Raw genomic sequence first — 22,907 nt, 5'->3', positions numbered from 1 at the left:
CTGCGTCGCCGACTGGCAAGATTCGCGAAAGGAACCGCAATGATCAAGGCGATCGGGCTGGATGCCGACGATACCCTGTGGGAGAACGAGACCTTCTTCCGCGTGACCGAGGCCGAGTTTCGCAGGCTTCTGGCCGAACATGGCGATGCCGAGGCCATTGCCTCGCGCCTGTTCGATGCCGAGCGTGCGAATCTGGCCCGCTATGGCTATGGCATCAAGGGCTTCATGCTGTCGATGATCCAGACGGCGGTTGAGCTGACGGACGGAGCCGTGGACGGTCGCACGATCAGCCGCATCCTGGAAATGGGGCAGGACATGCTGGCCCATCCGGTGAACCTGTTGCCGGGTGTCGCCGACGCGCTGGACAGGCTTGCCGGACGAAAGCTGATCCTTGTCACCAAGGGCGACCTGATGGACCAGGAGCGCAAGGTTGCGGCCTCGGGCCTTGGCGATCGATTCACTGCGGTCGAGATCGTGGCCGACAAGACGCCCGAGGCCTATGCGCGGGTCCTGCACGGGCACGGCGTGGCGGCCGAAGGGTTCCTGATGGCCGGCAACTCGATGCGCAGCGACGTCATTCCCGTGCTGGAACTGGGCGGCTGGGGCGTCTTCATCCCGCACGAACTGACCTGGCTGGTCGAGCGGGTCGAGGCGCCGGATCATCCCCGGCTGCGGCAGTTGCAGAGCATGTCGGACCTGCCGGACCTGGTGGCGCGGCTGGAGGCCGAGGCATGACGGACGGCACGCAGACATCGCCGATGAGCGAGAACGGGCGGGCCGCGATGTTCATGATCGGCTCGATGGCGATGTTCGCGATCGAGGACGCGTTCATCAAGACGCTGACCGGCGGCATGCCCGTCTGGCAACTGCTGGCCATGACGGGCGTGCTGGGGACCGGCGTCTTCTGGATGCGGCTGTCGCGGCGCGGCGGGCGGCTGTGGACGCGGCAGCTGCTGCATCCGATGGTCGTTCTGCGCAACCTGGGCGAGGTGATCGGCGCGGTCAGCTTCGTCACCGCGCTCGCGATCGGCGAACTGGCCTCGACTTCGGCGATCCTGCAGGTGCTGCCTCTGACGCTGGTGCTTGGGGCGGCGGTGTTTCTGGGCGAGAAGGTCGGCTGGCGCAGGTGGGCATCTGTCGCGGCGGGTTTCGCGGGCGTTCTGCTGATCCTGCGCCCGGGCACGGCGGCATTTCAGCCGGCGATGCTGTGGGCCGTGGCGGGCGTCGCCGGGCTGACGCTGCGCGACCTGGCGACGCGTCGGGTGCCGCGGGACGTGGCGTCCGACCAACTGTCGGCCTCGGCCTATGCGGCGATGGTGCCGGCGGGGCTGATCCTTGGGGCTGTCGGCGGGCAGGGGGCGGTGCTGCCCGACCTGCTGCAGATGTTCCTTCTGGCGGGAACGGTGGTCTTCGGCGTGTTGGGCTATGCAACGCTGATCGCGGCATCCCGGCTGGGTGAGGCGTCGGTGGTGGCACCTTTCCGGTACACGCGGCTTGGCTTTGCGCTGCTGGTCGCGGCAGTGGTTTTCGGCGAGAGGCCGGACCTGCCCATGCTGTTCGGCGCAGGGCTGATCGCGGCGGCGGGCATTTATGCCATGTGGCGCGAGGCGGGGCTGGGGCGTCGGGTACGTTCGGCCGGGCAGGTCGACGGGCTGATCCGGCCCGGTTCGCGTTGAGGGCAGCACAGCAGAAAAGCCGCCTGCAGCCCCATCGAGGGGCCTTGGCGGCTGCGCGACCGGACGGTCGCGCGCGCAGCCGCGGCGGCATCGGGAACCGCGAGGCGTCGGCGATCATTGACCGGACGTATCCGCAGTCGTCTTGACGCTGCGCAACCGGAAGGAACCTGCCATGCCCAAGGCGCTGATCATCCTGACATCCCACGACACGCTTGGCGACAGCGGCAAGCGGACGGGCTTTTATTGGGAGGAACTGGCGGCGTCTTACTGGATCCTGTCGGACGCGGGCTATCGGGTCGAAATGGCCAGCATAGCAGGTGGCAAGCCTCCGGCGGACCCGTCATCCGAGGCGGACGACGCCGTCACTGCGGAAGTCCGCAGGTTCTGGGCGGATGACGCGGCCATGCACCGGCTGGAGCATACCGAGCGGGTCGAGGACGTCGAAGTCTCGGGCTGCGACATCGTGTTTCTTCCGGGCGGACACGGAACGATGTGGGACCTTCCGACGTCCGAGGCACTTGGCGCGCTTCTGGCGCGTGCGTGGAAAGCAGGCGCGGTGGTCGGCGCGGTCTGTCACGGGCCGGCGGGGCTGCTGTCGGCCAAGCTTTCGTCCGGCGCGCCGTTGGTCGAGGGGCGGCGCGTGGCTGGCTTCACCAATGCCGAGGAAGACGCGGTCGGCCTTTCTGACACCGTTCCGTTCCTGCTGCAGGAGCAGTTGAAGGCCCAAGGCGCGCGCTTCGAATGCGGTCCCGACTGGCAGCCCTTCGTTGTCTCGGACGGCAAGCTGGTGACCGGCCAGAACCCAGCATCCTCGGCCGAAGTCGCCCGGCTGATGCTGCAGGCCGCCGACTTGCCGACGGTGCCCTGAGACAAACGACGCGCGCGCGCGATAGCCTCTTTTCGTGGCCCGCGCGCGCCTGTATAGCCCGGCCATGACCGAGCTTTCCCTCATCCGCAACTTTTCGATCGTGGCTCATATCGACCACGGCAAATCCACATTGGCCGACCGGCTGATTCAGCTGACGGGCACTGTCGCCGAACGCGACATGAAGGCCCAGATGCTGGACAGCATGGATATCGAGCGCGAGCGGGGGATCACCATCAAGGCCAACACCGTCCGCATCGCATATCCGGCGAAGGACGGGCAGACCTATGTGCTGAACCTGATCGATACGCCGGGCCATGTCGACTTCGCCTACGAAGTCAGTCGCTCGATGCGCGCGGTCGAGGGTTCGCTTCTGGTCGTGGATGCGACGCAAGGGGTCGAGGCGCAGACGTTGGCCAACGTCTATCAGGCCATCGACGCCAACCATGACATCGTGCCGGTCCTGAACAAGATCGACCTTCCCGCGGCCGAGCCGGACCGGGTGAAGGCGCAGATCGAGGACGTGATCGGCATCGATGCCCAGGACGCTATTCCGATTTCTGCCAAGACGGGCTTGGGCATTCCCGACGTTCTGGAAGCGATCGTCACGCGGCTTCCCGCGCCGAAGGGTGATCGGAACGCGCCGTTGAAGGCGATGCTGGTCGACAGCTGGTATGACGCTTACCTGGGCGTCGTCGTGATGATCCGCGTGATGGACGGCATCGTGCGCAAGGGCGACCAGGTCAAGATGATGCAGACCGGCGCGACCTACCGTTTGGACAAGCTGGCCGTCCTCACGCCCGCGATGCGCGACATCGAGGAACTGGGACCGGGCGAGATCGGCGTGTTTACGGCCTCGATCAAGCAGGTGCGCGACACCCGCGTCGGTGACACCGTCACGCACGAGAAGAAGCCTGCGGACCGCGCGCTGCCGGGCTTCAAGCCCGCGCAGCCGGTGGTTTTCTGCGGTCTGTTTCCGGTGGACGCCAACGACTTCGAGCCGCTGCGTGACGCGATCGAGAAGCTGGCCCTGAATGACGCGTCCTTCAGCTACGAGATGGAAACCTCGGCCGCGCTTGGCTTCGGCTTCCGCTGCGGCTTCCTGGGGCTTCTGCACCTGGAGGTCATCCGCGACCGGCTGGAGCGGGAATACGACCTGGACCTCATCACGACGGCGCCGTCTGTGGTTTTCAAGCTGCACATGAGGGATGGAGAGGTGCGCGACCTGCACAACCCCGCCGACATGCCCGACCTAACGCTCGTCGACCATATCGAGGAGCCGCGCATCAAGGCCACGATCATGGTGCCCGACGAATTTCTGGGAGACGTGTTGAAGCTGTGCCAGGACCGGCGTGGCATCCAGATGGACCTGACCTATGCCGGCAGTCGCGCCATGGCGGTCTATGACCTGCCGCTGGCCGAGGTGGTCTTTGACTTCTACGACCGGCTGAAGTCGGTCACGAAGGGCTATGCCAGCTTCGATTACCAGATCAGCGAATACCGCGAGGATTTCCTGGTCAAGATGTCGATCCTGGTGAACGACGAACCCGTGGACGCGCTGTCGATCATGGTGCACCGCGACCGCGCCGAAAGCCGTGGCCGCGTGATGGTCGAGAAGCTGAAGGACCTGATCCCGCGGCACATGTTCAAGATCCCGATCCAGGCCGCCATCGGCAGCCGGGTGATCGCGCGTGAGACCCTGTCGGCGATGCGCAAGGACGTGACAGCCAAGTGCTATGGCGGCGACGCGACGCGGAAGAAGAAGCTGCTGGAAAAGCAGAAGGCCGGCAAGAAGAAGATGCGTCAGTTCGGCAAGGTCGAGATCCCGCAGACGGCGTTCATCCAGGCGCTGAAGATGGATAGCTGACGCGCTTGGCGGGCAGTCCAGGCTGACGACGATGCCGTCTTGCCGTAGTGTCCTTGCGGTTTCGCTCCAGCGCCAGCGCCAGCGTCGTATCGAAGCTGAGCAACGGACGGGTCACAGCGTGACTGCGCCGCCGTGCCGTAGGTCTGGTTGTCAGTCCCGGAACAAGGGGAGCTCGATCTGGCAGTAAGCTGAAACGGCTTGCCCGATGGAAACCGACCCATCCCGCGGCCCCGCGCCGAACTGCGAGAGACCTGCGCCCTCTGCCTTTTTGGCCTCGGCCAGCGTAAACAGAATGCCCTTGCCGGCACCGCGCGGTTGCGGAGAGGCTCGCCATAGGCGTGTCGTGACCGGCAGGTCCAGAACCCGCTGCGCGAAATCGCCGGCGGCGCACCAGTAGTCGGTGTCCATCCTGCCGCTGTCGAACAGCACGGCTATGTCCGTCGGACTGACGTCCGTGGCTTGCATGCCGTTGCGAGCTAGGAACGCCGCGGCAGGCGTCGGAGTGAGAAGGAGCAGGATGGCAAGCAGTCGCATGGCACTTTCCCAACAAAATCCTTCAGTATCTGTGTCAGACAGGACGAAGCTTCTCTCGAATTTTGCCATTAAGGCTGAGGAAGACAATCAAGCCCTTCGAATCCCGCAGCCAGACCCATTCTCGTAAGAACTTGCTAGCTTCTCCCCCGAGAAAACGGCGGCGCAACAGACCGTCTGACTGCCATGCGAAGGAAACGACCCCGACGCTTGGCGCTCCGGGGTCGGGCCTCGTGGCGGATTATCAAATCCCGGCTTGCACCTCGGCGCTTTCTTCTTGCACCACCTGGCCCGCGGTCGAGAGATCGCGGCCTGCGCCTTGGACAGTTTCACACGCTGCCAGGGCGAACATGGCCAGAACGGCGGTAAGTCCCAGAACTTTCTTCTGCATCTCGTGGTCTCCTTTGCCAACCGACTGACATTGCAACGCAACTTGTCGCAGCGGGTTCCCGTCAAAATGCAACGCCGGACCACAGGCAGATATTGGCATAGGGGGTGAACTCGCCGGTGCGGACGACGGCCACGGCCTCGGCAGAGCGGCGCTTCAGATCGGCATGCGGCCTTAGATCAAGGGTACCGACCTGCCGGGACGAGAACCGTCGAACGAGATCGGCAGGTGTCTCGGTCGCGATGAGCGAGCGTTCGACCACGGATTCGGCGAGAATGGCGTCGAGCACGTCGAAAATGCCGGGCACGCCAGCCGTCACCGCCAAATCCACGCATTCAACGCCGCGCGGTACAGGCAGTCCGGCGTCACCAACGACAAGCAGGTCCCCATGGCCGAGGGCGGCAATCAGTCCAGACAGACGGGAATGCAGGAGTGGGCCACGTTTCATGACAGGGATCCTAGCGTTGGGGCAGCGTGTCGGCCAAGTACGCCATCATGTTGGCCCCCATGACCTTGGCGATCTGTTCTTCGGACAGGCCGCGGTCCAGAAGGGCCTGGGTCAGCGCCGGCAAGTGCGCTGCATCGAACGGGGTATCGACCGATCCGTCCCAGTCCGACCCGAGCGACACGTGATCATCGCCCGCGATCTCTATGGCTGCGGCGATCGCGTCGGCCACGTCGGCAGGCGTTTGGCCGCAGATCACATCGGACCAGTAGCCGACGCCGATCAGCCCGCCTGCATCCGCAATGCGCGCCACAAGATCGTCGGGCAGGTTGCGCGGACTGGGGCAGTGGCCGTTGATGCCGGTATGCGACAGGACGGGCCGCGTCCCTGGAATGGCCAGAACATCCTCGACCATCTGCGGGGCGGCGTGGGTCACGTCGATGACCATGCCAAGCTGCATCATCCGGTCGACAACCTGCCGCCCGAAATCCGACAGGCCCGCGCCGCTGCCGCCCTCTCCATGCAGGCTGCCGCCCAGCTCGTTGTCGAAGAAATGCGTCAGGCCCATCAGCCGGAACCCCGCACCGTAGAGGGCGTCGAGCTTGCCCAGATCCCCCTCCAGCGGGTGGCCGCCCTCCGAGCCGATGATGGCGCCCAGGACTCGCTGGCCGCTGTCACGCGCTGCCAGAAGCTGCGCCAGGTCGCCCTGGGTCCGGATGATCCGCAACTGGTCGGGGGCGCGCCGGGCGGCATCTTCCAGCGCCTCGGCCTGCACGAGGGCGCGTTCGTGCAGCGAGAATAAGGACCGTGGCGGACGAAGCTGGCCGATGAACAGGGGTGTGATGTTGTCGCCGCTGGCCGCGCTGTTGTGGTCATAGTTCTGGCCGCGCGGGCTCTTGGTGACCGTGGTGAACACCTGCACGGCGACGTTGCCCTCAAGCAGCCGCGGCACGTCGGTGTGCCCCCGGTCGACGCGCTTCAGAAGGTCACGGTCCCACAAAAGCGGATCGGCGTGCCAGTCGCCGATGACAAGGCGTTGGTGCAGCGCGCGCGCCTCGTCGCTGACGGGCCAGCCTTCGGCGGGCATGGACACGGGGTTCATCAATCGCTCGACATAGGCGGGCGCAAGCGAGAAGAAGGCTATCAGCCCGACCACGACGATCGCCAGAAGCGACAGGAGGATCCGTTTCAGCATTGCCTCTCCGACGATGGCCCGGCAGCGGGGTGGTCTGCCGCGCGAACCGTACCGGCAGCGGGCCAGAGGTCAAGGCGCAGGACATGCTGCGGGCCGATCTTTCCGCCGTGGTAGAGCTCTCGGCCGTCGCGGAAGCCCGCCGACAGATAGACCGCGCGGGCGGCGGCATTGATCGTGTTGACGGTCAGCACGCAGCCGCGGGCCTTGGGGTAGTGCTGGCAAAGATGTTCCCGCAACAGCGCCATGGCCGCCTTGCCGATGCCGCGTCCCTGCCAGGCGCGGTCGATCATCACACCCCGCAGCCCCAGTTCCCCCGGCCGCGCCAGCTCCATGCGGGACGCGTAGTCGCGGTCGATCTTGAAGAAGCCGACAGCGTGCCCGTCCCGTCGGATGACGTGAAAGTCGCAGAGGGGTTCGCCGACGGTAAAGTGGCCGGCGATTGTGCCGCTGAACGGCTCCTGCTCGGGCGCGACCGCGATGTGGCTGACATCCTCGAAGCGGTCGCGACCGAGCAGCGCCAAGGTGATCACGCCTCCAGTGCCTCGAGTTCGTCGATGAAGCCCTCGATCATCGACAGCCCCTTGTTCCAGAAGGCGGGGTCCGACGCGTCGAGGCCGAAGGGGGCCAGCAGTTCCTTGTGATGCTTCGATCCGCCTGCCTTCAGCAGGTCGAAATACTTCTCCTGGAACTCGGGCAGCCCGTCTTCGTAGGCGGCATAGAGCGCGTTTACCAGCCCGTCGCCGAAGGCATAGGCATAGACGTAGAAGGGCGAGTGCACGAAATGCGGGACATAGGTCCAGAACGTCTCATACCCCGGCATGTATTCGAAGACCGGCCCCAGGCTTTCGTGCTGAACCTGCATCCAGATGGCGTTGATGTCGTCAGGGGTCAGCTCGCCCTCGGCCCGCGCGGCGTGCAGGCGGCATTCGAAGTCGTAAAAGGCGATCTGGCGGACGACCGTGTTGATCATGTCCTCGACCTTGCCGGCCAGCAGGGCCTTTTTCTGCGCCGGATCGGTGGTCCGGGCCAGCAGCGCGCGGAAGGTCAGCATCTCGCCAAAGACCGAGGCGGTCTCCGCCAGCGTCAGGGGCGTCGAGGCCAGAAGCTCTCCTTGTGCGGCGGCCAGGCGCTGGTGGACGCCGTGACCCAGCTCATGCGCCAGGGTCATCACGTCGCGCGGTTTGCCCAGGTAGTTCAGCAGGATATAAGGATGCGCGGTGGTCACGGTCGGATGGGCGAAGGCGCCCGGCGCCTTTCCCGGCTTGACGGCGGCGTCGATCCAGCCCTTGTCGAAGAACGGCTGCGCCAGCTCGGCCAGTTGCGGCGAAAAACCTGCATAGGCGTCCATGACAGTCGCCCGCGCCTCGGGCCAATCGATGGTGCGGGGCGTTTCCGTCGGCAAGGGGGCGTTGCGGTCCCAGACCTGCAGCTTGTCCAGACCCAGCCACCGGGCCTTCAGCGCATAGTAACGGTGCGACAGGCGCGGATAGGCGGCGGTGACGGCGTTTCGCAGCGCCTCAACCACCTCGGGTTCGACATGGTTCGCCAGATGGCGGCCGTATTGGGGGTTGGGCATCTTGCGCCACTTGTCCTCGATGGCCTTTTCCTTGGCCAGCGTGTTGTGGATGCGCGAAAACAGCCCGACATTTGCGGTAAATACCTTTGCCAACGCCCGCGCGCCCGCCTCGCGCCGGGCGCGGTCGTGGTCGGTCAGCAGGTTCAGCGTGGCTTCCAGGCCAAGCGTCTCTCCCTCGACCTCGAAGGTCAGGGCGGCGGTGGTTTCGTCGAAAAGGCGGTTCCAGGCGGCGGCACCCACCACCGAGTTGTCGTGGAGGAACTGCTCCAGCTCGTCCGAGAGCTGGTGGGGGCGCATGGCCCGCATACGGTCGAAGACCGGCCTGTAGCGCGCGGGCCCCTCGGCGGCGGTGAAGACCGACTGGTAGGTCTCGTCCGGGACGCGGTTGAATTCGAGGCTGAAGAAGACCAGCGGCGTCGTCAGGTCGGTGATCTGGCCCTGCAGGTCGCCCATCTGCTTGGCGCGCAGCGGGTCGGTCGTGTTCTGGTAATAACGCAGGCCGACATAGGACATGATGCGTCCGGCCAGGATGTCGATCTGTTCATAGGTCTGGATGCAGGTCAGCATCTGCTGGGGCGTCAGGTCGGCCAGCTTGCCGCGATAGTCGCCGGCGAACTGCTGGACCAGGCCGTCGAGCTTGTCGACATCCGCCGCGAGTTCGAGGCTGTCGGGCGCGGGATAAAGGTCGGTCAGGTCCCATTCCGGAAGATTGCCGAAATCGCCCTGGCTGCGGGCGGGTTCGGTCGCGTCGAAGGCCATATAGCCTGCCATCGTCTGTCCTTTCTGTCGCTTGTCACGGATTTGGACGCTGCAGCGCGTCCGCACAAGTCCCGCGACCCTTTACAGTTGCTGGAACGCCCGCGCGTGCCGGACGGCGCTGCCCTGCGGCAGGTGGCCGTGTATCTGCAGGCCGGGCCAGGGCGAATCCAGCGACGCCTCGGCGAACCCGGCTGCGGCGTAAAGCGTGCGGCTACCCAGCACCACGACCGCATGGTCGCCCGCCGCCTTCAGCGCCGCCGCGATCAGCGCCCGCCCCAGGCCGCGTCCCTGAACTCCGGGATCAACGGCAAGCGGAGCCAGCGCATAGGCGGGGCGGTCGGCCTGCAGGGGCGACAGGGCCACGTGCCCGATGATCGTGCCTTGCGCATGGGCGACCAACGACACCGCCAGATCGCCGTCGGCGCGCAGGTCGCGGACCAGCTGGGCCTCGGCCGGGCCGTCGAAGGCGCGGGTCAGCAGCCGGTCGATCGCGTCGCGGTCGGTCGGTCCCTCGGGACGGATCTGCGGCTGCACGGAGTGGCGGTGAAAGTCGCGCCCCATGTCGCGGCTTCCGGCGCCCCAGGCGCTGGCCTGGGTTCGCTGCTGGTGGCGCTGGAAGGCGTCCTCGTCGGCAAACAGCTCGTCCAGGGCCCAAATCATCGGATCTTCGGACTGGGTGATGTCGAAGCGGAGACAGCCGGGCTCGGCCCGGGTCAGGGCGACATGGTCAGGCAGCAGGTCCAGCGCGGCCATCATCTGGCCCATGTCGCTGCAGATCAGCCGTCCATGAAGGCCGAAGAGGGGCGTTCCCAACTGCACCGTTTCGCCGGACGTGTCGGTCGGGGCGTGGTGGTGATGGCCGCAGGCGCAACTGCTCATGACATGTCCTCGTGCGATGTGCCGGGCAGCATTGACGGTCGCGGCAGCAGGGTCAAGCGTGCTCAGACCTCTTCGCCGGCGTCCATGCGCGCCAGAAAGGACCGGGCATCGGCCAGCGCCGCATCGCGCCTGTCGGCGTCCATGCGGTCCCAGGTGGCGTAGATGCGGCCGATCCGCGGGTTCTGCTGGAAGCGGTCGCGATGGCGGTCGAGGAAATGCCAATAGAGCAGGTTGAACGGGCAGGCGTCCGGCCCGGTCCTGTCGTCCACTTTGTAGGCGCAGGTCCGGCAATAGTCGGACATTTTGTTGATGTAATTTCCAGAACTGACATAGGGCTTGCTGCCGACGATGCCGCCGTCGGCAAACTGGCTCATCCCGATGGTGTTCGGCGCTTCGACCCATTCGTAGGCGTCGATATAGACCTCGAGGTACCATTCGTGCACCTGGTGCGGATCGCAGCCCGCCAGAAGGGCGAAGTTGCCGGTCACCATCAGCCGCTGGATGTGATGCGCATGGGCAAGGTCCCGCGTCTGGCCGACCGCATGCGACAGGCAGTTCATCCTGGTCGGCGCGCCCCAGTAAAGCGGCGGCAGGTCCCGCCGATGCCCCAGCGCGTTGCGACGGGTATAGTCGGGCCCTTCGAGGAAATAGATCCCGCGCATGAATTCGCGCCAGCCGAGGATCTGGCGGATGAACCCTTCGGCCGAGTTCAGCCGCACCTGGCCTGCGGCATAGGCACCGGCCGCCGCCCCGCAGACCTCGGCCGCCGACAGAAGGCCCGTGTTGATATAAGGCGACAGGATCGAGTGGTGCAGATACGGATCATCCATCAGCATCGCGTCCTGGTAGGGGCCGAACTCGTCCAGCGAGTTGGCGATGAAGTGGTCCAGCGCCTTCAACGCCCCGGCGCGATCCGTGGCATAGGTGAAAGGGCGCAGCGTGCCGAAGTTTCCTGAAAAGCGCGCCTCGACAAGGTCCAGAACCTCGGCGGTGACCGCGTCGGGCGGGAAGGCGGGCGGCCCCTGGCGCAGCAGGTCCGGCGCGGCAGGCTTGCGGTTGTCGTGGTCATAGTTCCACTTGCCGCCCTCGGGCTGGCCGTCGGTCATCAGCAGGCCGGTCTTGCGCCGCATCTCGCGATAGAACCACTCCAACCGCAGCTCCTTGCGGCCCTTGGCCCAAGCGGCGAACTCGGCATGGCTGGCGAAGAAGCGGCTGTCGGGCAACTGACGCACGGGGACCGGCAGGTCGACAAGCGCCTGGATCAGGCGCCATTCGCCCGGCTCGGTGGCGATGATCTCGGCGGCGCCATGTTCGGCGGCGCGGCGAAGCAGCTCTCCGGTGATGGCATGGCTGTTGTCGGGATCGTCCAGCCGGGTATAGGCGACGGTCCAGCCCGCCTCGCGCAGCTCGATCGCGAACTTGCGCATGGCGGCAAAGATGAAGGCGATCTTCTTGGGATGGTGACGGACATAGCTGGCCTCGGCCATGACCTCGGCCATGACGACCACGTCGCCGGGATTCGCGGTGCGCAAGGCTGACAGTTCGTGTGTCAGCTGGTCGCCCAGCACAAGGATCAGCCGCATGGCACCTCTCGCAAAACGAAAGGACGCGCGGGTTGCCCCGCGCGTTCCCCCGATGTCATGCGGCGTGGTGGCACGTCATTCCCATTCGATCGTGCCCGGCGGCTTTGAAGTGATGTCGTAGGTGCAGCGGTTGATGCCCTTGACCTCGTTGATGATCCGGGTGGCGGTTTCGCCCAGAAACTCGTGGGTGAAGGGATAGTAATCCGCAGTCATCCCGTCGACGCTGGTCACCGCGCGGAGGGCGCAGGCGAAGTCATAGGTGCGCCCGTCGCCCATGACGCCGACCGTGCGGACCGGTAGGATCGCCACAAAGGCCTGCCAGATGTCGTCATAGAGCCCGTGCCTGCGGATCTGGTCGATGAAGACGGCATCGGCCTTGCGCAGGATTTCCAGCTTCTCGCGGGTGATCTCTCCGGGGCAGCGGATGGCCAAGCCGGGGCCGGGGAAGGGATGGCGGCCGATGAAGCTGGCGGGCAGGCCCAGTTCTCGGCCCAACTCTCGGACCTCGTCCTTGAACAGTTCGCGCAGCGGTTCAACCAGCTTCAGGCCCATCTTCTCGGGCAGGCCGCCGACGTTGTGGTGGCTTTTGATCGTGACGGACGGGCCGCCGGCAAAGCTGACGCTCTCGATGACGTCGGGATAGAGCGTGCCCTGCGCCAGGAATTCTGCGCCGTCGATCTGGCTTGCGTATTTCTGGAAGACGTCGATGAACAGCCGGCCGATGGTCTTGCGCTTGACCTCGGGGTCGCTGACGCCTTCCAGCGAGCCCAGGAACAGGTTGGCCTCGTCTGCATGGATCAGCGGGATGTTGTAGTTGTCGCGGAACATCTTCACGACTTCCTCGGCCTCGTTCAGGCGCAGAAGACCGTGATCGACGAAGACGCAGGTTAGCTGGTCGCCGATCGCCTCGTGAATCAGCACCGCCGCCACGCTGCTGTCGACGCCGCCGGACAACCCGCAGATGACCTTGCGATCGCCCACCTGCTCGCGGATCTTGCGGATCGCCTCGTCCTTGTAGGACGCCATCGTCCAGTCGCCGGTGAATCCCGCAAGCCGCACGAAGTTCTCCAGCATGGTCCGGCCGTTGGGCGTGTGATGCACCTCGGGATGGAACTGCACGCCATAGAAGTGCCGCGCTTCGTCAGCAATCATCGCCATGGGCGCGTTGGGCGAGGTGCCGATCACTTCAAAACCCGGCGCCAGCGTGGTGACGCGGTCGCCATGGCTCATCCAGACTTCCTCGCGCCCGCTGGCAAACAGGCCCGCGAAGATGCCGTCCTGCTTGTGTCCCGGGGTGGGCATGATGAAGGCGCGGCCATATTCGGCGTGGTGGCCGGATTCGACGCGGCCGCCCAACTGCTCCATCATGACCTGCTGGCCATAGCAGACGCCGAAGACCGGCACCCCCATCTCGAACACCGCCTGCGGTGCGCGGGGGCTGGCCTCCTCGGTCACGCTGGCGGGGCTGCCCGACAGGATCACCGCCCGCGGGGCCATGTGGCGCAGCATGTCGTCGGACACTGTGTTGAACGGGTGGATTTCGCAATAGACGTTCAGTTCACGCAGGCGACGCGCGATCAGCTGCGTCACCTGGCTGCCGAAGTCGATGATCAGAAGGCGCTGGTGCTGGGTCATGGTTGCGCTTTAAGCGCGGTTTCAGAACCTTGCAAGCCTCTCGCGCCGATGCTGCGGCGGAACCGGCCCCAGCTGCGGACGTTGACCGGCAGCAACCATGCGCGAGGTTCTGCCGATGCTCCGTCCGATGCTGACCGTGGGTTCCGTCCTGCTGATCGCGGCATGCCAGCCGCAGATTCCCCGACCCATAGCGTCCGTTCCCGAAGAGGGGCTTGCGGCCAGCTGTCCCGGCGTCCCCGAGGCGGCCGAGCGTCTGAACCAGCTGGTGAACACCGCCCGCGTGGCCGAGGCCAAATCGCCGCTGGCGGTCAGCGAGAAGCTGAACCTGATCGCGCTGTCCCATGCCTGCGACATGGCGATGATGCAGCAGTTGGACGTGGCGGGCTCGAACGGGTCGAACGTCGTCGACCGGGCGCGGTCCGTGGACTATCCGACCTGTGGCGTCGTCCAGTTGGTGCAGGTCGGGCAGACGCCCGAGGGCGCCGTCGTCAGCTGGATGGTCCCCGGCCCGCAGAGAGAGCAGGTGCTCGGCCAGCTGAGCTATGAGGTCGGCAGCGGCGTGGCGCGCGGACCGGACGGCCGTCTGTGGTTGAGCACGGTCATGGGCAACGACTGCCCGATGATCTGAGGGCGGCGCGGGGCAGTACCCCGCACGCACCCGTCATCTCTCGGGCAGCAGACCGCGCGGTGCGAAACGCAGCACCAGCAGCAGCACAAGCCCCATCGCGATGAAGCGCATGTGCGGTGCGCTGTCCAGCAGATGCGCCTTGACCGCGCTGTCGGGCAGCGGCCCGGTCAGCAGGGCGATCAGCGCCGGTCCCCAGACCTCTGCCTTGATCCAGAGGAACCAGATCGTGACCGCGCCCAGGACCGCGCCCCAGTTGTTGCCGGACCCACCGACGATCACCATGACCCAGATGAGGAACGTGTAGCGCAGCGGGTTATAGCTGGTGGGTGCCAGCAGCCCGTCCAGCGTCACCATCATCGCGCCCGCCACGCCGATCACGGCCGACCCCAGGATGAACACCTGCAGGTGGCGTCGCGTGACGTCCTTGCCCATTGCCTCGGCCGCGGTTTCGTTGTCGCGGATCGCGCGCATCATCCGGCCCCAGGGCGAGTTCAGCGCCAGTTCGGCCAGCAGGATGATGACCAGAAGCACGACCAGGAACAGCGACATGTAGCTGAGCTTGACCCAGATGCCCGACGCCTCGGCCGCACCAAAGCCCCAGCGGGCCGCGAAGTCGACGAACTCGGGGTTGTTCTGCAGGTCGATTTCGGCCGCGACGGGGCGCGGGATCGAGGTGATGTTCTTGACGCCGCGAGCCAGCCAGTCCTCGTTCTTGAGGACGGCGACGATGATCTCACCGATGCCGAGCGTCGCGATAGCCAAGTAGTCCGAGCGCAGTCCAAGCGCCACCTTGCCGATGCCCCAGGCCGCCACGGCCGCGAACGCGCCGCCGACGATCCAGGACAGCAACACCGGCAGGCCCAGCCCGCCGATATTGCCGTGGCGGGCCGGGTTGTTCGCCTCGATTGCCGTTACGGCAGGATCGAACAGCCAGCGATAGGCGACGAAGCCCGCGATCAGCACGATAGTTGTGGCGATGCCGCTGCGGGTCCGCGTCCAGGCCAGTTTGGCCAGGGCCAGGGTCCCGAGGCCCACCAGCAGCGCCCCCATCAGGCGCGTGCCGCCGGCGGACCATGCGCCCTCGACCGGGGGCAGGGAGACCAGCACCGGGGCCAGCGCGCCCATCGCCAGGAAACCGACGACGCCCACGTTGAAAAGCCCGGCATAGCCCCATTGCATGTTCACCCCAAGCGCGGTGATCGCCGACAGAAGCCCCATGTTCAGGATCGCGAGCGAGGTGTTCCAGCTGCCCGAGAACATCGCGTTCCGGACCGTCCCCTCCAGCACGAAGAGGATCGCCAGCACGGCGAAAAGGATGAGGGCGCGCCAGCGGCTGTGCGAAGTGGTGGCTTGACGATTGGTTGCCATGGTCGTGTCCCCTTAAACCGATCTGCCGCGGAAAAGGCCGGTCGGCCTGAACAGCAGCACGACGATCAGGATCACGAAGCTGACCGCGAACTTGTACTCCGTCCCCAGAAGCTGCATCAGCCCCCCCGGTTCGTACCAAGGCGCGACATAGCCCACGATCTTGATCCAGGGGTAGGTCACGGCGACCTCCGAGAACGCCACTAGGAAGCCGCCAGCAATGGCGCCGACCGGGTTGCCGAGGCCGCCGACAATGGCCGCTGCGAAGATCGGCAGCAGTATCTGGAAATAGTTGAAGGCCTTGAACGACTTGTCCAGCCCGTAAAGCGTCCCGGCGATGGTCGCCAGACCCGCGGCGATGATCCAGGTCAGCCGCACGACGCGTTCGGGATCGATGCCCGACAGCAGGGCCAGATCCTCATTGTCGGAATAGGCGCGCATCGCCTTGCCGGATTTCGTCCGGTTCAGGAACCAGAAGAGCGCGATCACCACCAGCACCGCCACGACCAGCGTCAGCGCCTGCGTGGACCGCAGGGCCAGCCCCTCGGGCAGACCGGTCATCTCGCGAAAGGACCGGACGTCGATGATGAACCGCTCGCCGTCGTCGAAGCGGTATTCATCCACTCCGATCAACAGGCGCGTCAGGCCGTTCATCACGAACATCACGCCGACCGAGGCCATGACCAGGATGATCGGCGCCGCCTTCTGCCGACGGTAGAACCGATAGACGGCGCGGTCGGTGCCCAGCACCAGCAGCGCCGTCAGCGCGATGCCCAGGGGCAGGGCAATCAGCGCGGTCGGCAGCGGCCCGGCCGTGATGCCGATGGCCTGCAGGCCCCAGGTCAGCAGGATCACGATCGCCGTCCCGATGGCCATGGTGTCGCCATGCGCGAAGTTGGAGAATCGCAGGATCCCATAGATCAGCGTCACGCCAAGCGCACCAAGCGCCAGCTGCGCGCCATAGGCCGCGGCGGGGATGAAGACGAAGTTCAGAAATACCACGAGGGCGTTCAGGATATCCACGGCTCAGCCCCCCAGGAAGGTGCGGCGCACCTCGTCGTTCTGCATCAGTTCGTGGCCGGTGCCGGTATGGGCGTTTGCCCCCTGCACAAGCACATAGGCCTTGTCGGCGATCATCATCGCTTGGCGCGCGTTCTGTTCGACCATCAGGACCGGCAGCCCGCCCCGCGCGATGGCGATGATGCGGTCGAACAACTCGTCCATGACGATCGGGCTGACGCCGGCGGTCGGTTCGTCCAGCATCAGCACCTTCGGCTGCGTCATCAGCGCACGGCCAACTGCGACCTGCTGGCGCTGACCGCCCGACAGTTCTCCGGCGGCCTGGCGACGCTTTTCCGCGACGGCTGGAAACAGGTCATAGACCTGTGCCATCGTCTGCTTGATGTCGTCGTTGCGGATATAGGCACCCATCTCCAGGTTCTCCTCGACCGTCATGGACGGGAAGATGTTGTTGACCTGCGGGACGAACCCCATGCCCGCCTTGACCCGGTCCTGAGGGTTCAGGGCGGTGATGTCCTGGCCGTTCAGGCGCACGCTGCCCTGGCGCAGGTTCAGCATGCCGAAGATGGCCTTCATCGCCGTCGATTTTCCGGCGCCGTTCGGGCCGACGATGACGGCGATCTGGCCCGCCTCGACCGCGATGGTGCAGTCGTGCAGGATGTCGGCGCCCTTGCCATAGCCGCCGGTCATGTTCTCGCCGATCAGGAAGGGATCACCGGTGCGGCCCGGTCCAGTCGGCCCTGACCTGCGCTCTCCATCGGCGGTGCCACGGCCCTGCGGGTTCACCACCGACCGGTCGCGATTGCCGCGCTTGCCGAAGACTGCGTCCTGATCACTCATGCGCCCACCATATCCTTGTTCTTGAGGCCGGTGCCCAGATAGGCCTCGATCACGGCCTCGTTCTGCATGATGTCCTGGGCGCTGCCTTTTGCCAGGACCTTGCCCTCGGCCATGACGATCACCGGGTCGCAAAGCTTTCCGATGAAGTCCATGTCGTGTTCGATCACGCAGAAGGTATAGCCGCGCTCCTTGTTGAGGCGGATGATCGCATCGGCAATGGTCATAAGCAGGGTGCGGTTCACGCCGGCGCCGACCTCGTCCAGGAAGACGATCTTGGCATCGACCATCATCGTGCGGCCCAGTTCCAGCAGCTTCTTCTGGCCGCCCGACAAGTTGCCGGCCTTTTCGTGGGTCAGGTGGCGGATGGTCAGGAAGTCCAGCACCTCGTCGGCCTTGCGCTTCAGTTCGGCTTCTTCGCGTTCAATTCGGCCGCGCTGGAACCAGGTCTTCCAGATCGTCTCGCCCGCCTGCGCGCCGGGGACCATCATCAGGTTCTCCCGCACCGTCATCGACGAAAATTCATGCGCCATCTGGAAGGTCCGCAGCAGGCCCATATGGAACAGCGTATGAGGGGGCAGGCCCGTGATGTCCTCGCCATCCATGAAGACCCGGCCCGATGTCGGAGGCAGGACGCCCGCGATGACGTTGAACAGCGTCGATTTCCCAGCCCCGTTCGGGCCGATCAGCCCGGTGATCGAGCCCGTCTCGATCGTCATGCTGGCGCCATCGACGGCGCGGAAGCCGCCGAAATGTCTGTGAAGGTCCTCGACCCTGATCATTCTTCTACATCCCCATCTTCACATTCTAGGTGAAGATTTTTCAGCAACATGCTGTTATATCATTGAAATGGCCCGGCATCGCAGATGCCGGGCCGATCCGTGTCAAGATCGATCAACGATAGCCGACGACCTCGATCTTGCCGTCGGTGAACTGGATCTCGCGATAGACGCCGGCGGATTCGCCCTCGCCGACCATCTCGACGGCAGTGGCGCCGACATAGTCGACATCGCCGCCGCCATTGATGATCTCCAGCGCCTTGGCCAGGTCGCCCGGCATGATCTTTTCGCCCGGCTCGTTGGCGACATCCATGATGCTGCCCTTGTAGGTCGCCGGGTCGGACGACCCGGCCTTTGCCATCGCCAGAAGCATCAGCGCAGCCGCGTCATAAGCCTCGGCCGAGAAGGCGCCCGAACCGTCGAAGCCCGCCTCTTCGGCCATGCTCAGATAGGTCTCGCGGCCTTCGCCCTCGGCGGCGGGGTTCTGGCCGAAGCTGCCCTCGATCTCGGTGCCGAAGTTGTCTTCCAGCGCCTGGCCGACCATGCCGTCAGGGAAAACGAAGGTATCGAAGGCGCCGGTGTCAAGCGCGGCCCGCACGATGCCCGAACCGCCTTGGTCGACGTAGCCCGCAACGACCAGCGCATCGCCGCCGGCTGCCGACAGGGCCGCCACTTCGGCCGAGTAGTCGGCCTTGCCGTCGTCATGGGCGCTGTTCACCGTGACGGTGCCGCCCTTTTCCTCGAACGCGGCCTGGAAGCTGTCAGCCAGGCCCTTGCCGTAGTCGTTGTTGGTATAAGTCACGGCCACCGTGTCGATGCCGCGCTCCATGATGATATTGGCCATCACTTCGCCCTGGCGCGCGTCCGACGGCGAGGTGCGGAAGAACAGGCCGTCATCCTCGATCGTCGACAGGGCGGGCGACGTCGCCGAGGGTGAGATCATCACGATGCCGTTCGGCTTGGCGACGTTTTCCAGCGAGGCGATCGTCTCGCCCGAACACATGCCGCCGACGATGCCCTTGACGTTCTCGGCGGTGATCAGGCGTTCGACGGTCGCGGTCGCGGCGGCAGCGTCGATGCAGGTCGAGTCGCCCGTGACGCTGGTGACGGTCGATCCGTCCAGCAGCAGGCCCGAGTCGCTGACCTCCTTCATCGCCAGTTCCGCGCCGCTCTGCATGCCCGGTGCCATCGATTCCAGCGGACCCGTGAAGCCGAGCGATACGCCCAGCTTGATTTCTTCAGCGCCAGCGGCACCGGCCAGAAGCGCACCGGCGGCGGTCGCAAGAAGAAGTTTTTTCATGTGGTCGTCTCCCAGTTGGAACATTGTCCTGCCGGCAGGTTAGAAGCGCCCCAGTCAAAAAGAAAGGGGCGTCATCGTGCGCGGAAGCATGCTTTTTGGTCAATTCGGCAGGTGACGCTGCGGCAGTTTCCGCCGCGGCACCCGCGTTCGCTCAGCGGTCCTGAACGGTCAGCCCCAGCACCGGCTGATAGATCTGAACCAGGCGCGCGATGGCGTCCTTGGGCGACAGTTCCTCGCTGGTGCCGGTGCGGCGGTTCGTCAGTTCGACCTTGTTGGAAGCCAGGCCGCGGGGACCCACCGTGATGCGCCAGGGCAGGCCGATCAGGTCCATCGACGCGAATTTGGCGCCAGCACGCTCGTCACGGTCGTCATAGAGCGGGTCGAGGCCCCGGGCCTGCAGTTCGGCATAGATCGCCTCGCAGGCACTGTCGGTCGAGTTGTCGCCCTGCTTCAGGTTGACAATGCCGACATGGAATGGCGTGACACCCTCGGGCCAGATGATCCCGCGGTCGTCGTGGTTGGCCTCGATGATCGCGCCCAGCAGGCGGCTGACGCCGATGCCGTGGCTGCCCATGTGGACCGGCACGCGCTGCCCGTCGGGACCGACGACGGTCGCGCCCATGGGTTCGGAATACTTGGTGCCGAAATAGAAGATCTGCCCGACCTCGATCCCGCGTGCGGTGCGACGGCGTTCCTCTGGCACCTGGTCGAAGATCGCCTGGTCATGCGTCTCATCGGTGCGGGCATAGCGGCTGGTGAATTCGTCCAGCACCGCCTGGCACTCTTCCACGCTGTCATAGTCGATCTGCCGGTCGCCGAAGGTCAGGTCGGTGATGTGGCTGTCATAGAAGACCTCGGATTCGCCGGTTTCCGCCAGCACCAAAAATTCATGCGTATAGTCGCCGCCGATCGGCCCGCCATCGGCGCGCATCGGGATCGCCTGCAGGCCCATCCGCTCATAGCTGCGCAGATAGCTGACCAGGTGCCGGTTATAGGCATGCAGCGCGTCTTCCTTGGTCAGATCGAAGGTATAGCCGTCCTTCATCAGGAACTCGCGTCCGCGCATCACGCCGAAACGGGGGCGGATCTCGTCGCGGAACTTCCACTGGATGTGGTACAGCGTCAGCGGCAGGTCCTTGTAGCTGTTCACGTGGCTGCGGAAGATGTCGGTGATCATCTCCTCGTTCGTGGGCCCGTACAGCAGGTCGCGCTTTTGGCGGTCGCGGATGCGCAGCATCTCCTCGCCATAGTCGTCATAGCGGCCGGATTCGCGCCACAGGTCGGCGGGCTGCAGCGTCGGCATCAGCATCGGGATGTGGCCGGCGCGCTGCTGTTCGTCGTGGACGATCTGCTCGATCCGGCGCAGCACCTTGAAGCCCAGGGGCAGCCAGGAATAGATGCCCGCCGCCTGCTGCTTGATCATGCCCGCGCGCAGCATCAGGCGGTGACTGACGATCTGCGCCTCTTTCGGGTCTTCCTTCAGGACGGGCAGGAAATATCGCGACAGGCGCATGTTTGGGTCCTTCGAAACGGTTTCGCGCAGCGATACCGGATCGGCCCCGCCTTGCCAAGCATGGCGCTTGCAACCGGTCGCGCGTGGCGGCACATTCGCCCCAACTTCAGGGCAAAGGTCGAGATCATGCGCAACCCCGTACGCAAGCAGGTCAAGTGGTGGGGCCTCGCCGCGCTGGTCCTGCTGCTGACCTTGTGGCTGCTGGGCCAGGCGGTGCTGCCCTTCATCATCGGCGCAGGCGTCGCCTATCTGCTGGACCCGGTCGCCGACCGGTTGGAGCGGGCGGGCCTGTCGCGCACGATGTCGGTGGTGCTGATCACGGTGATCGTGGTGCTGGCCTTCATCGCCACCGTTCTGCTGGTCGTGCCGATCCTGTTCCGCCAAGCGGCCGCGCTGATCGAGATCGCCCCCCAGATGCTGGAACAGGCGCGCGCCTTCGCCGACGCTCGCTTTCCCGGCGCGATTCCGCATGCCGGCGGGCTGCAGCAGACGCTGACCGACCTGCAGGCCGCGCTGGGTGAGCAGGCGGGCCGCGTCGCATCGACGCTGCTTGGATCGGTGCGCGGCGCGATCGGGACGGTCGCGCTTCTGGTGATCGTGCCCGTCGTTGCCTTCTACCTGCTGCTCGATTGGGACAACATGGTGGCCGAGATCGACCGCCACCTGCCGCGCGAACATGCCCCCGTCATCCGCCGCCTTGCGACCGAGATCGACGATGCGCTGGCCGGCTTCGTGCGCGGGCAGGGCGTCGTGATCCTGATCCTGGGGACGTGGTATGCGCTCGCCCTGATGTTCGTGGGCCTGCCCTTCGGCTTCTTCATCGGCATCATGGCGGCGGTGCTGTCCTTCATCCCCTATGTCGGCGTCCTGATCGGCGGGGCGACCGCCATCGGCGTGGCGCTGTTCAGCTTCTGGGGTGATCCCCTGTGGATCGGCGCGGTTGTCGCGATCTTTGCGGTCGGGCAGGTGGTCGAGGGCAACTACCTGCAGCCCAAGATCGTCGGGGGCCATGTCGGCCTGCACCCCGTCTGGCTGCTGCTTGCACTGTCGGTCTTCGGCGCGCTCTTCGGCTTCGTGGGCCTTGTCATGGCGGTTCCGATGGCGGCGGCTTTGGGGGTGCTGGCCCGCTTCCTGATCGCCCGGTACCGGGAAAGCGTGCTCTACACCGGCCAGTCCGAGCCGGTGGAGCCCGCCCAGCCCATCCTGGTCGAGATGGTCCCCGCGGGCACCGTCGCCGACCGGCTGCGCGCCGCGCGCCTGGCCGTCGACCGCGCCCGCAGCCAACAACAGATCGCCACAATGCAGGACGACCTGAACCGCCGCGAGCGGAGCTAGCGAGGCCGCGTGACCCTGTTCCCGCTGTCCCGCCAGCTGACGCTGGACCTGACGACACCGCCCGCCCATGCGCGGGCTGACTTCCTGCCGGCGCCTGCCAACCAGGCGGCGCTGCGGGCGCTCGACCGGCCGCAGGACTGGCCGCAGGGCAGGATGTTGCTGATCGGGCCCGAAGGGTCGGGAAAGACGCACCTGGCGGCGTTCTGGGCGGCCGAGAACGGCGCGCGCCGGATCAGCGCAAGCGCCCTGCGCCCCGAAGCTGCGGACCTGATTGCGGCCGAGGGCGGTGCCGTGGTGGTCGAGGACGCGGACCATGCGGGCTTTGCCGCCGGGGCCGAGCAGGCGCTGTTTCACCTGTGGAACCTCTGCGGGCCGCGCGAATGCCTGCTGCTGCTGACAGCCCGCCGCCCGCCACGGGACTGGGGGCTGGTGCTGCCGGACCTGCGCTCGCGCATGGACGCGATGCCGCAGGTCCTGCTGGGCCCGCCGGACGAGGCGCTTCTGGCCGCGGTGCTGGTGAAGCTTTTCGCCGACAGGCAGTTGGCGGTGCCGGCGGGGCTGATCGACTGGCTGGTCCTGCACATGGACCGTGACCTCGGCTTGGCGCGGCGACTTGTGGCCGAGATGGACGTCGCCGCGATGGCCGAGAAAGGCCCGGTCACCCGCCGCATCGCAGCCGATCTGCTGGACAAATTGTCCGACGCTGAGGCATGATCGCACCTCAGCATGCG

The 22,907-nt window shown here is 65.8% G+C and carries 22 protein-coding genes; 7 read left to right on the top strand and 15 right to left on the bottom strand.

What is annotated here, in order from left to right; genetic code table 11:
• The first annotated feature begins 39 nt into the window (after positions 1-39).
• The 4 genes from OC159_RS04070 to lepA all read left to right on the top strand — a co-directional run bounded on the left by OC159_RS04070 (position 40) and on the right by lepA (position 4,408).
• Positions 40-735, top strand: coding sequence for an HAD family hydrolase (locus tag OC159_RS04070; protein ID WP_265499876.1), 696 nt, complete (start codon positions 40-42; stop codon positions 733-735).
• Positions 732-1,676 carry a DMT family transporter gene (locus OC159_RS04065; protein ID WP_265499875.1) on the top strand — a complete coding sequence of 315 codons (945 nt, stop codon included), beginning with the start codon at positions 732-734 and terminating at the stop codon, positions 1,674-1,676. The genes OC159_RS04070 and OC159_RS04065 overlap by 4 nt, the downstream gene beginning before the upstream one ends.
• 172 nt (positions 1,677-1,848) lie before the next feature.
• The gene (locus OC159_RS04060; protein ID WP_265499874.1) at positions 1,849-2,544 is read left to right on the top strand and encodes a type 1 glutamine amidotransferase domain-containing protein; all 696 of its coding nucleotides are present in this window, start codon (positions 1,849-1,851) and stop codon (positions 2,542-2,544) included.
• Positions 2,545-2,608: 64 nt separating this feature from the next.
• Complete coding sequence (gene lepA, locus OC159_RS04055) at positions 2,609-4,408, top strand: translation elongation factor 4 (RefSeq protein ID WP_265499873.1); 1,800 nt, start codon at positions 2,609-2,611, stop codon at positions 4,406-4,408.
• Between the two features lie 150 nt (positions 4,409-4,558).
• On the opposite strand, the gene OC159_RS04050 is transcribed toward lepA, so the two are convergent.
• From OC159_RS04050 to guaA, 9 genes are all read right to left on the bottom strand, one after another.
• Positions 4,559-4,942, bottom strand: coding sequence for a hypothetical protein (locus OC159_RS04050; protein ID WP_265499872.1), 384 nt, complete (start codon positions 4,940-4,942; stop codon positions 4,559-4,561).
• Between the two features lie 241 nt (positions 4,943-5,183).
• Positions 5,184-5,330 (bottom strand): entericidin A/B family lipoprotein, encoded by a 147-nt coding sequence (locus OC159_RS04045; protein WP_265499871.1) that lies wholly within the window; start codon positions 5,328-5,330, stop codon positions 5,184-5,186.
• 61 nt (positions 5,331-5,391) lie between these two features.
• On the bottom strand, positions 5,392-5,775 hold the full coding sequence (gene rbsD, locus OC159_RS04040; RefSeq protein ID WP_265499870.1) for a D-ribose pyranase: 384 nt from the start codon (positions 5,773-5,775) through the stop codon (positions 5,392-5,394).
• Positions 5,776-5,785: 10 nt separating this feature from the next.
• Positions 5,786-6,967 carry a dipeptidase gene (locus OC159_RS04035; RefSeq protein WP_265499869.1) on the bottom strand — a complete coding sequence of 394 codons (1,182 nt, stop codon included), beginning with the start codon at positions 6,965-6,967 and terminating at the stop codon, positions 5,786-5,788.
• On the bottom strand, positions 6,961-7,497 hold the full coding sequence (locus tag OC159_RS04030; protein WP_265499868.1) for a GNAT family N-acetyltransferase: 537 nt from the start codon (positions 7,495-7,497) through the stop codon (positions 6,961-6,963). Before OC159_RS04030 ends, OC159_RS04035 begins: the two co-directional genes overlap by 7 nt.
• Positions 7,494-9,314: a M3 family oligoendopeptidase gene (locus tag OC159_RS04025; protein ID WP_265499867.1), complete on the bottom strand. Its 1,821-nt coding sequence runs from the start codon at positions 9,312-9,314 to the stop codon at positions 7,494-7,496. Before OC159_RS04025 ends, OC159_RS04030 begins: the two co-directional genes overlap by 4 nt.
• Before the next feature lie 69 nt (positions 9,315-9,383).
• A complete protein-coding gene (locus OC159_RS04020; RefSeq protein WP_265499866.1) occupies positions 9,384-10,181 on the bottom strand; it encodes a GNAT family N-acetyltransferase in 798 nt (265 codons plus the stop codon).
• A gap of 62 nt (positions 10,182-10,243) precedes the next feature.
• Positions 10,244-11,764, bottom strand: coding sequence for a cryptochrome/photolyase family protein (locus OC159_RS04015; RefSeq protein WP_265499865.1), 1,521 nt, complete (start codon positions 11,762-11,764; stop codon positions 10,244-10,246).
• Between the two features lie 75 nt (positions 11,765-11,839).
• Positions 11,840-13,399 carry a glutamine-hydrolyzing GMP synthase gene (guaA, locus tag OC159_RS04010; protein WP_265499864.1) on the bottom strand — a complete coding sequence of 520 codons (1,560 nt, stop codon included), beginning with the start codon at positions 13,397-13,399 and terminating at the stop codon, positions 11,840-11,842.
• 97 nt (positions 13,400-13,496) lie between these two features.
• On the opposite strand from guaA, the gene OC159_RS04005 reads away from it, so the two are divergent.
• Positions 13,497-14,027, top strand: coding sequence for a CAP domain-containing protein (locus tag OC159_RS04005; protein ID WP_265499863.1), 531 nt, complete (start codon positions 13,497-13,499; stop codon positions 14,025-14,027).
• 33 nt (positions 14,028-14,060) lie between these two features.
• On the opposite strand, the gene OC159_RS04000 is transcribed toward OC159_RS04005, so the two are convergent.
• The 6 genes from OC159_RS04000 to proS form a co-directional block, all read right to left on the bottom strand.
• On the bottom strand, positions 14,061-15,395 hold the full coding sequence (locus OC159_RS04000) for a branched-chain amino acid ABC transporter permease (RefSeq protein WP_265499862.1): 1,335 nt from the start codon (positions 15,393-15,395) through the stop codon (positions 14,061-14,063).
• Positions 15,396-15,407: 12 nt separating this feature from the next.
• Positions 15,408-16,415 (bottom strand): branched-chain amino acid ABC transporter permease, encoded by a 1,008-nt coding sequence (locus OC159_RS03995; RefSeq protein ID WP_265499861.1) that lies wholly within the window; start codon positions 16,413-16,415, stop codon positions 15,408-15,410.
• Positions 16,416-16,418: 3 nt separating this feature from the next.
• The gene (locus OC159_RS03990) at positions 16,419-17,252 is read right to left on the bottom strand and encodes an ABC transporter ATP-binding protein (RefSeq protein ID WP_265499860.1); all 834 of its coding nucleotides are present in this window, start codon (positions 17,250-17,252) and stop codon (positions 16,419-16,421) included.
• On the bottom strand, positions 17,249-18,031 hold the full coding sequence (locus tag OC159_RS03985; protein WP_265499859.1) for an ABC transporter ATP-binding protein: 783 nt from the start codon (positions 18,029-18,031) through the stop codon (positions 17,249-17,251). Before OC159_RS03985 ends, OC159_RS03990 begins: the two co-directional genes overlap by 4 nt.
• Positions 18,032-18,143: 112 nt before the next feature.
• On the bottom strand, positions 18,144-19,328 hold the full coding sequence (locus OC159_RS03980; RefSeq protein WP_265499858.1) for an ABC transporter substrate-binding protein: 1,185 nt from the start codon (positions 19,326-19,328) through the stop codon (positions 18,144-18,146).
• A 151-nt stretch (positions 19,329-19,479) separates the two neighbouring features.
• The gene (proS, locus tag OC159_RS03975) at positions 19,480-20,841 is read right to left on the bottom strand and encodes a proline--tRNA ligase (RefSeq protein WP_265499857.1); all 1,362 of its coding nucleotides are present in this window, start codon (positions 20,839-20,841) and stop codon (positions 19,480-19,482) included.
• Positions 20,842-20,967: 126 nt separating this feature from the next.
• Here proS and OC159_RS03970 point away from each other — a divergent pair, with 126 nt between their 5' ends.
• Together OC159_RS03970 and OC159_RS03965 are read left to right on the top strand one after the other, a co-directional pair.
• Complete coding sequence (locus OC159_RS03970; protein ID WP_265499856.1) at positions 20,968-22,176, top strand: AI-2E family transporter; 1,209 nt, start codon at positions 20,968-20,970, stop codon at positions 22,174-22,176.
• 9 nt (positions 22,177-22,185) lie between these two features.
• Positions 22,186-22,890 carry a P-loop NTPase family protein gene (locus tag OC159_RS03965; RefSeq protein ID WP_322626709.1) on the top strand — a complete coding sequence of 235 codons (705 nt, stop codon included), beginning with the start codon at positions 22,186-22,188 and terminating at the stop codon, positions 22,888-22,890.
• The last annotated feature ends 17 nt before the right edge of the window (positions 22,891-22,907 follow it).

The sequence above is a fragment of the Paracoccus beibuensis genome, from assembly GCF_026162625.1.
In the GTDB taxonomy this organism is placed as follows: Bacteria; Pseudomonadota; Alphaproteobacteria; order Rhodobacterales; family Rhodobacteraceae; genus Paracoccus; species Paracoccus beibuensis.
Note: the sequence above shows the minus strand (reverse complement) of the source record. Positions and strands in the feature narration are given on the sequence as shown.

Bases quoted from the DNA above. Each gene is read 5' to 3' on its own strand.
- OC159_RS04020 (WP_265499866.1), bottom strand. From the start codon at position 10,181: ATGAGCAGTTGCGCCTGCGGCCATCACCACCACGCCCCGACCGACACG.
- OC159_RS04025 (WP_265499867.1), bottom strand. From the start codon at position 9,314: ATGGCAGGCTATATGGCCTTCGACGCGACCGAACCCGCCCGCAGCCAG.
- OC159_RS04005 (WP_265499863.1), top strand. From the start codon at position 13,497: ATGCGCGAGGTTCTGCCGATGCTCCGTCCGATGCTGACCGTGGGTTCC.
- proS (WP_265499857.1), bottom strand. From the start codon at position 20,841: ATGCGCCTGTCGCGATATTTCCTGCCCGTCCTGAAGGAAGACCCGAAA.
- OC159_RS04070 (WP_265499876.1), top strand. From the start codon at position 40: ATGATCAAGGCGATCGGGCTGGATGCCGACGATACCCTGTGGGAGAAC.
- OC159_RS03985 (WP_265499859.1), bottom strand. From the start codon at position 18,031: ATGATCAGGGTCGAGGACCTTCACAGACATTTCGGCGGCTTCCGCGCC.
- OC159_RS04065 (WP_265499875.1), top strand. From the start codon at position 732: ATGACGGACGGCACGCAGACATCGCCGATGAGCGAGAACGGGCGGGCC.
- OC159_RS04045 (WP_265499871.1), bottom strand. From the start codon at position 5,330: ATGCAGAAGAAAGTTCTGGGACTTACCGCCGTTCTGGCCATGTTCGCC.
- OC159_RS04015 (WP_265499865.1), bottom strand. From the start codon at position 11,764: ATGCGGCTGATCCTTGTGCTGGGCGACCAGCTGACACACGAACTGTCA.
- guaA (WP_265499864.1), bottom strand. From the start codon at position 13,399: ATGACCCAGCACCAGCGCCTTCTGATCATCGACTTCGGCAGCCAGGTG.
- OC159_RS03970 (WP_265499856.1), top strand. From the start codon at position 20,968: ATGCGCAACCCCGTACGCAAGCAGGTCAAGTGGTGGGGCCTCGCCGCG.
- lepA (WP_265499873.1), top strand. From the start codon at position 2,609: ATGACCGAGCTTTCCCTCATCCGCAACTTTTCGATCGTGGCTCATATC.
- OC159_RS04050 (WP_265499872.1), bottom strand. From the start codon at position 4,942: ATGCGACTGCTTGCCATCCTGCTCCTTCTCACTCCGACGCCTGCCGCG.
- rbsD (WP_265499870.1), bottom strand. From the start codon at position 5,775: ATGAAACGTGGCCCACTCCTGCATTCCCGTCTGTCTGGACTGATTGCC.
- OC159_RS03990 (WP_265499860.1), bottom strand. From the start codon at position 17,252: ATGAGTGATCAGGACGCAGTCTTCGGCAAGCGCGGCAATCGCGACCGG.
- OC159_RS04035 (WP_265499869.1), bottom strand. From the start codon at position 6,967: ATGCTGAAACGGATCCTCCTGTCGCTTCTGGCGATCGTCGTGGTCGGG.
- OC159_RS04000 (WP_265499862.1), bottom strand. From the start codon at position 15,395: ATGGCAACCAATCGTCAAGCCACCACTTCGCACAGCCGCTGGCGCGCC.
- OC159_RS03980 (WP_265499858.1), bottom strand. From the start codon at position 19,328: ATGAAAAAACTTCTTCTTGCGACCGCCGCCGGTGCGCTTCTGGCCGGT.
- OC159_RS04060 (WP_265499874.1), top strand. From the start codon at position 1,849: ATGCCCAAGGCGCTGATCATCCTGACATCCCACGACACGCTTGGCGAC.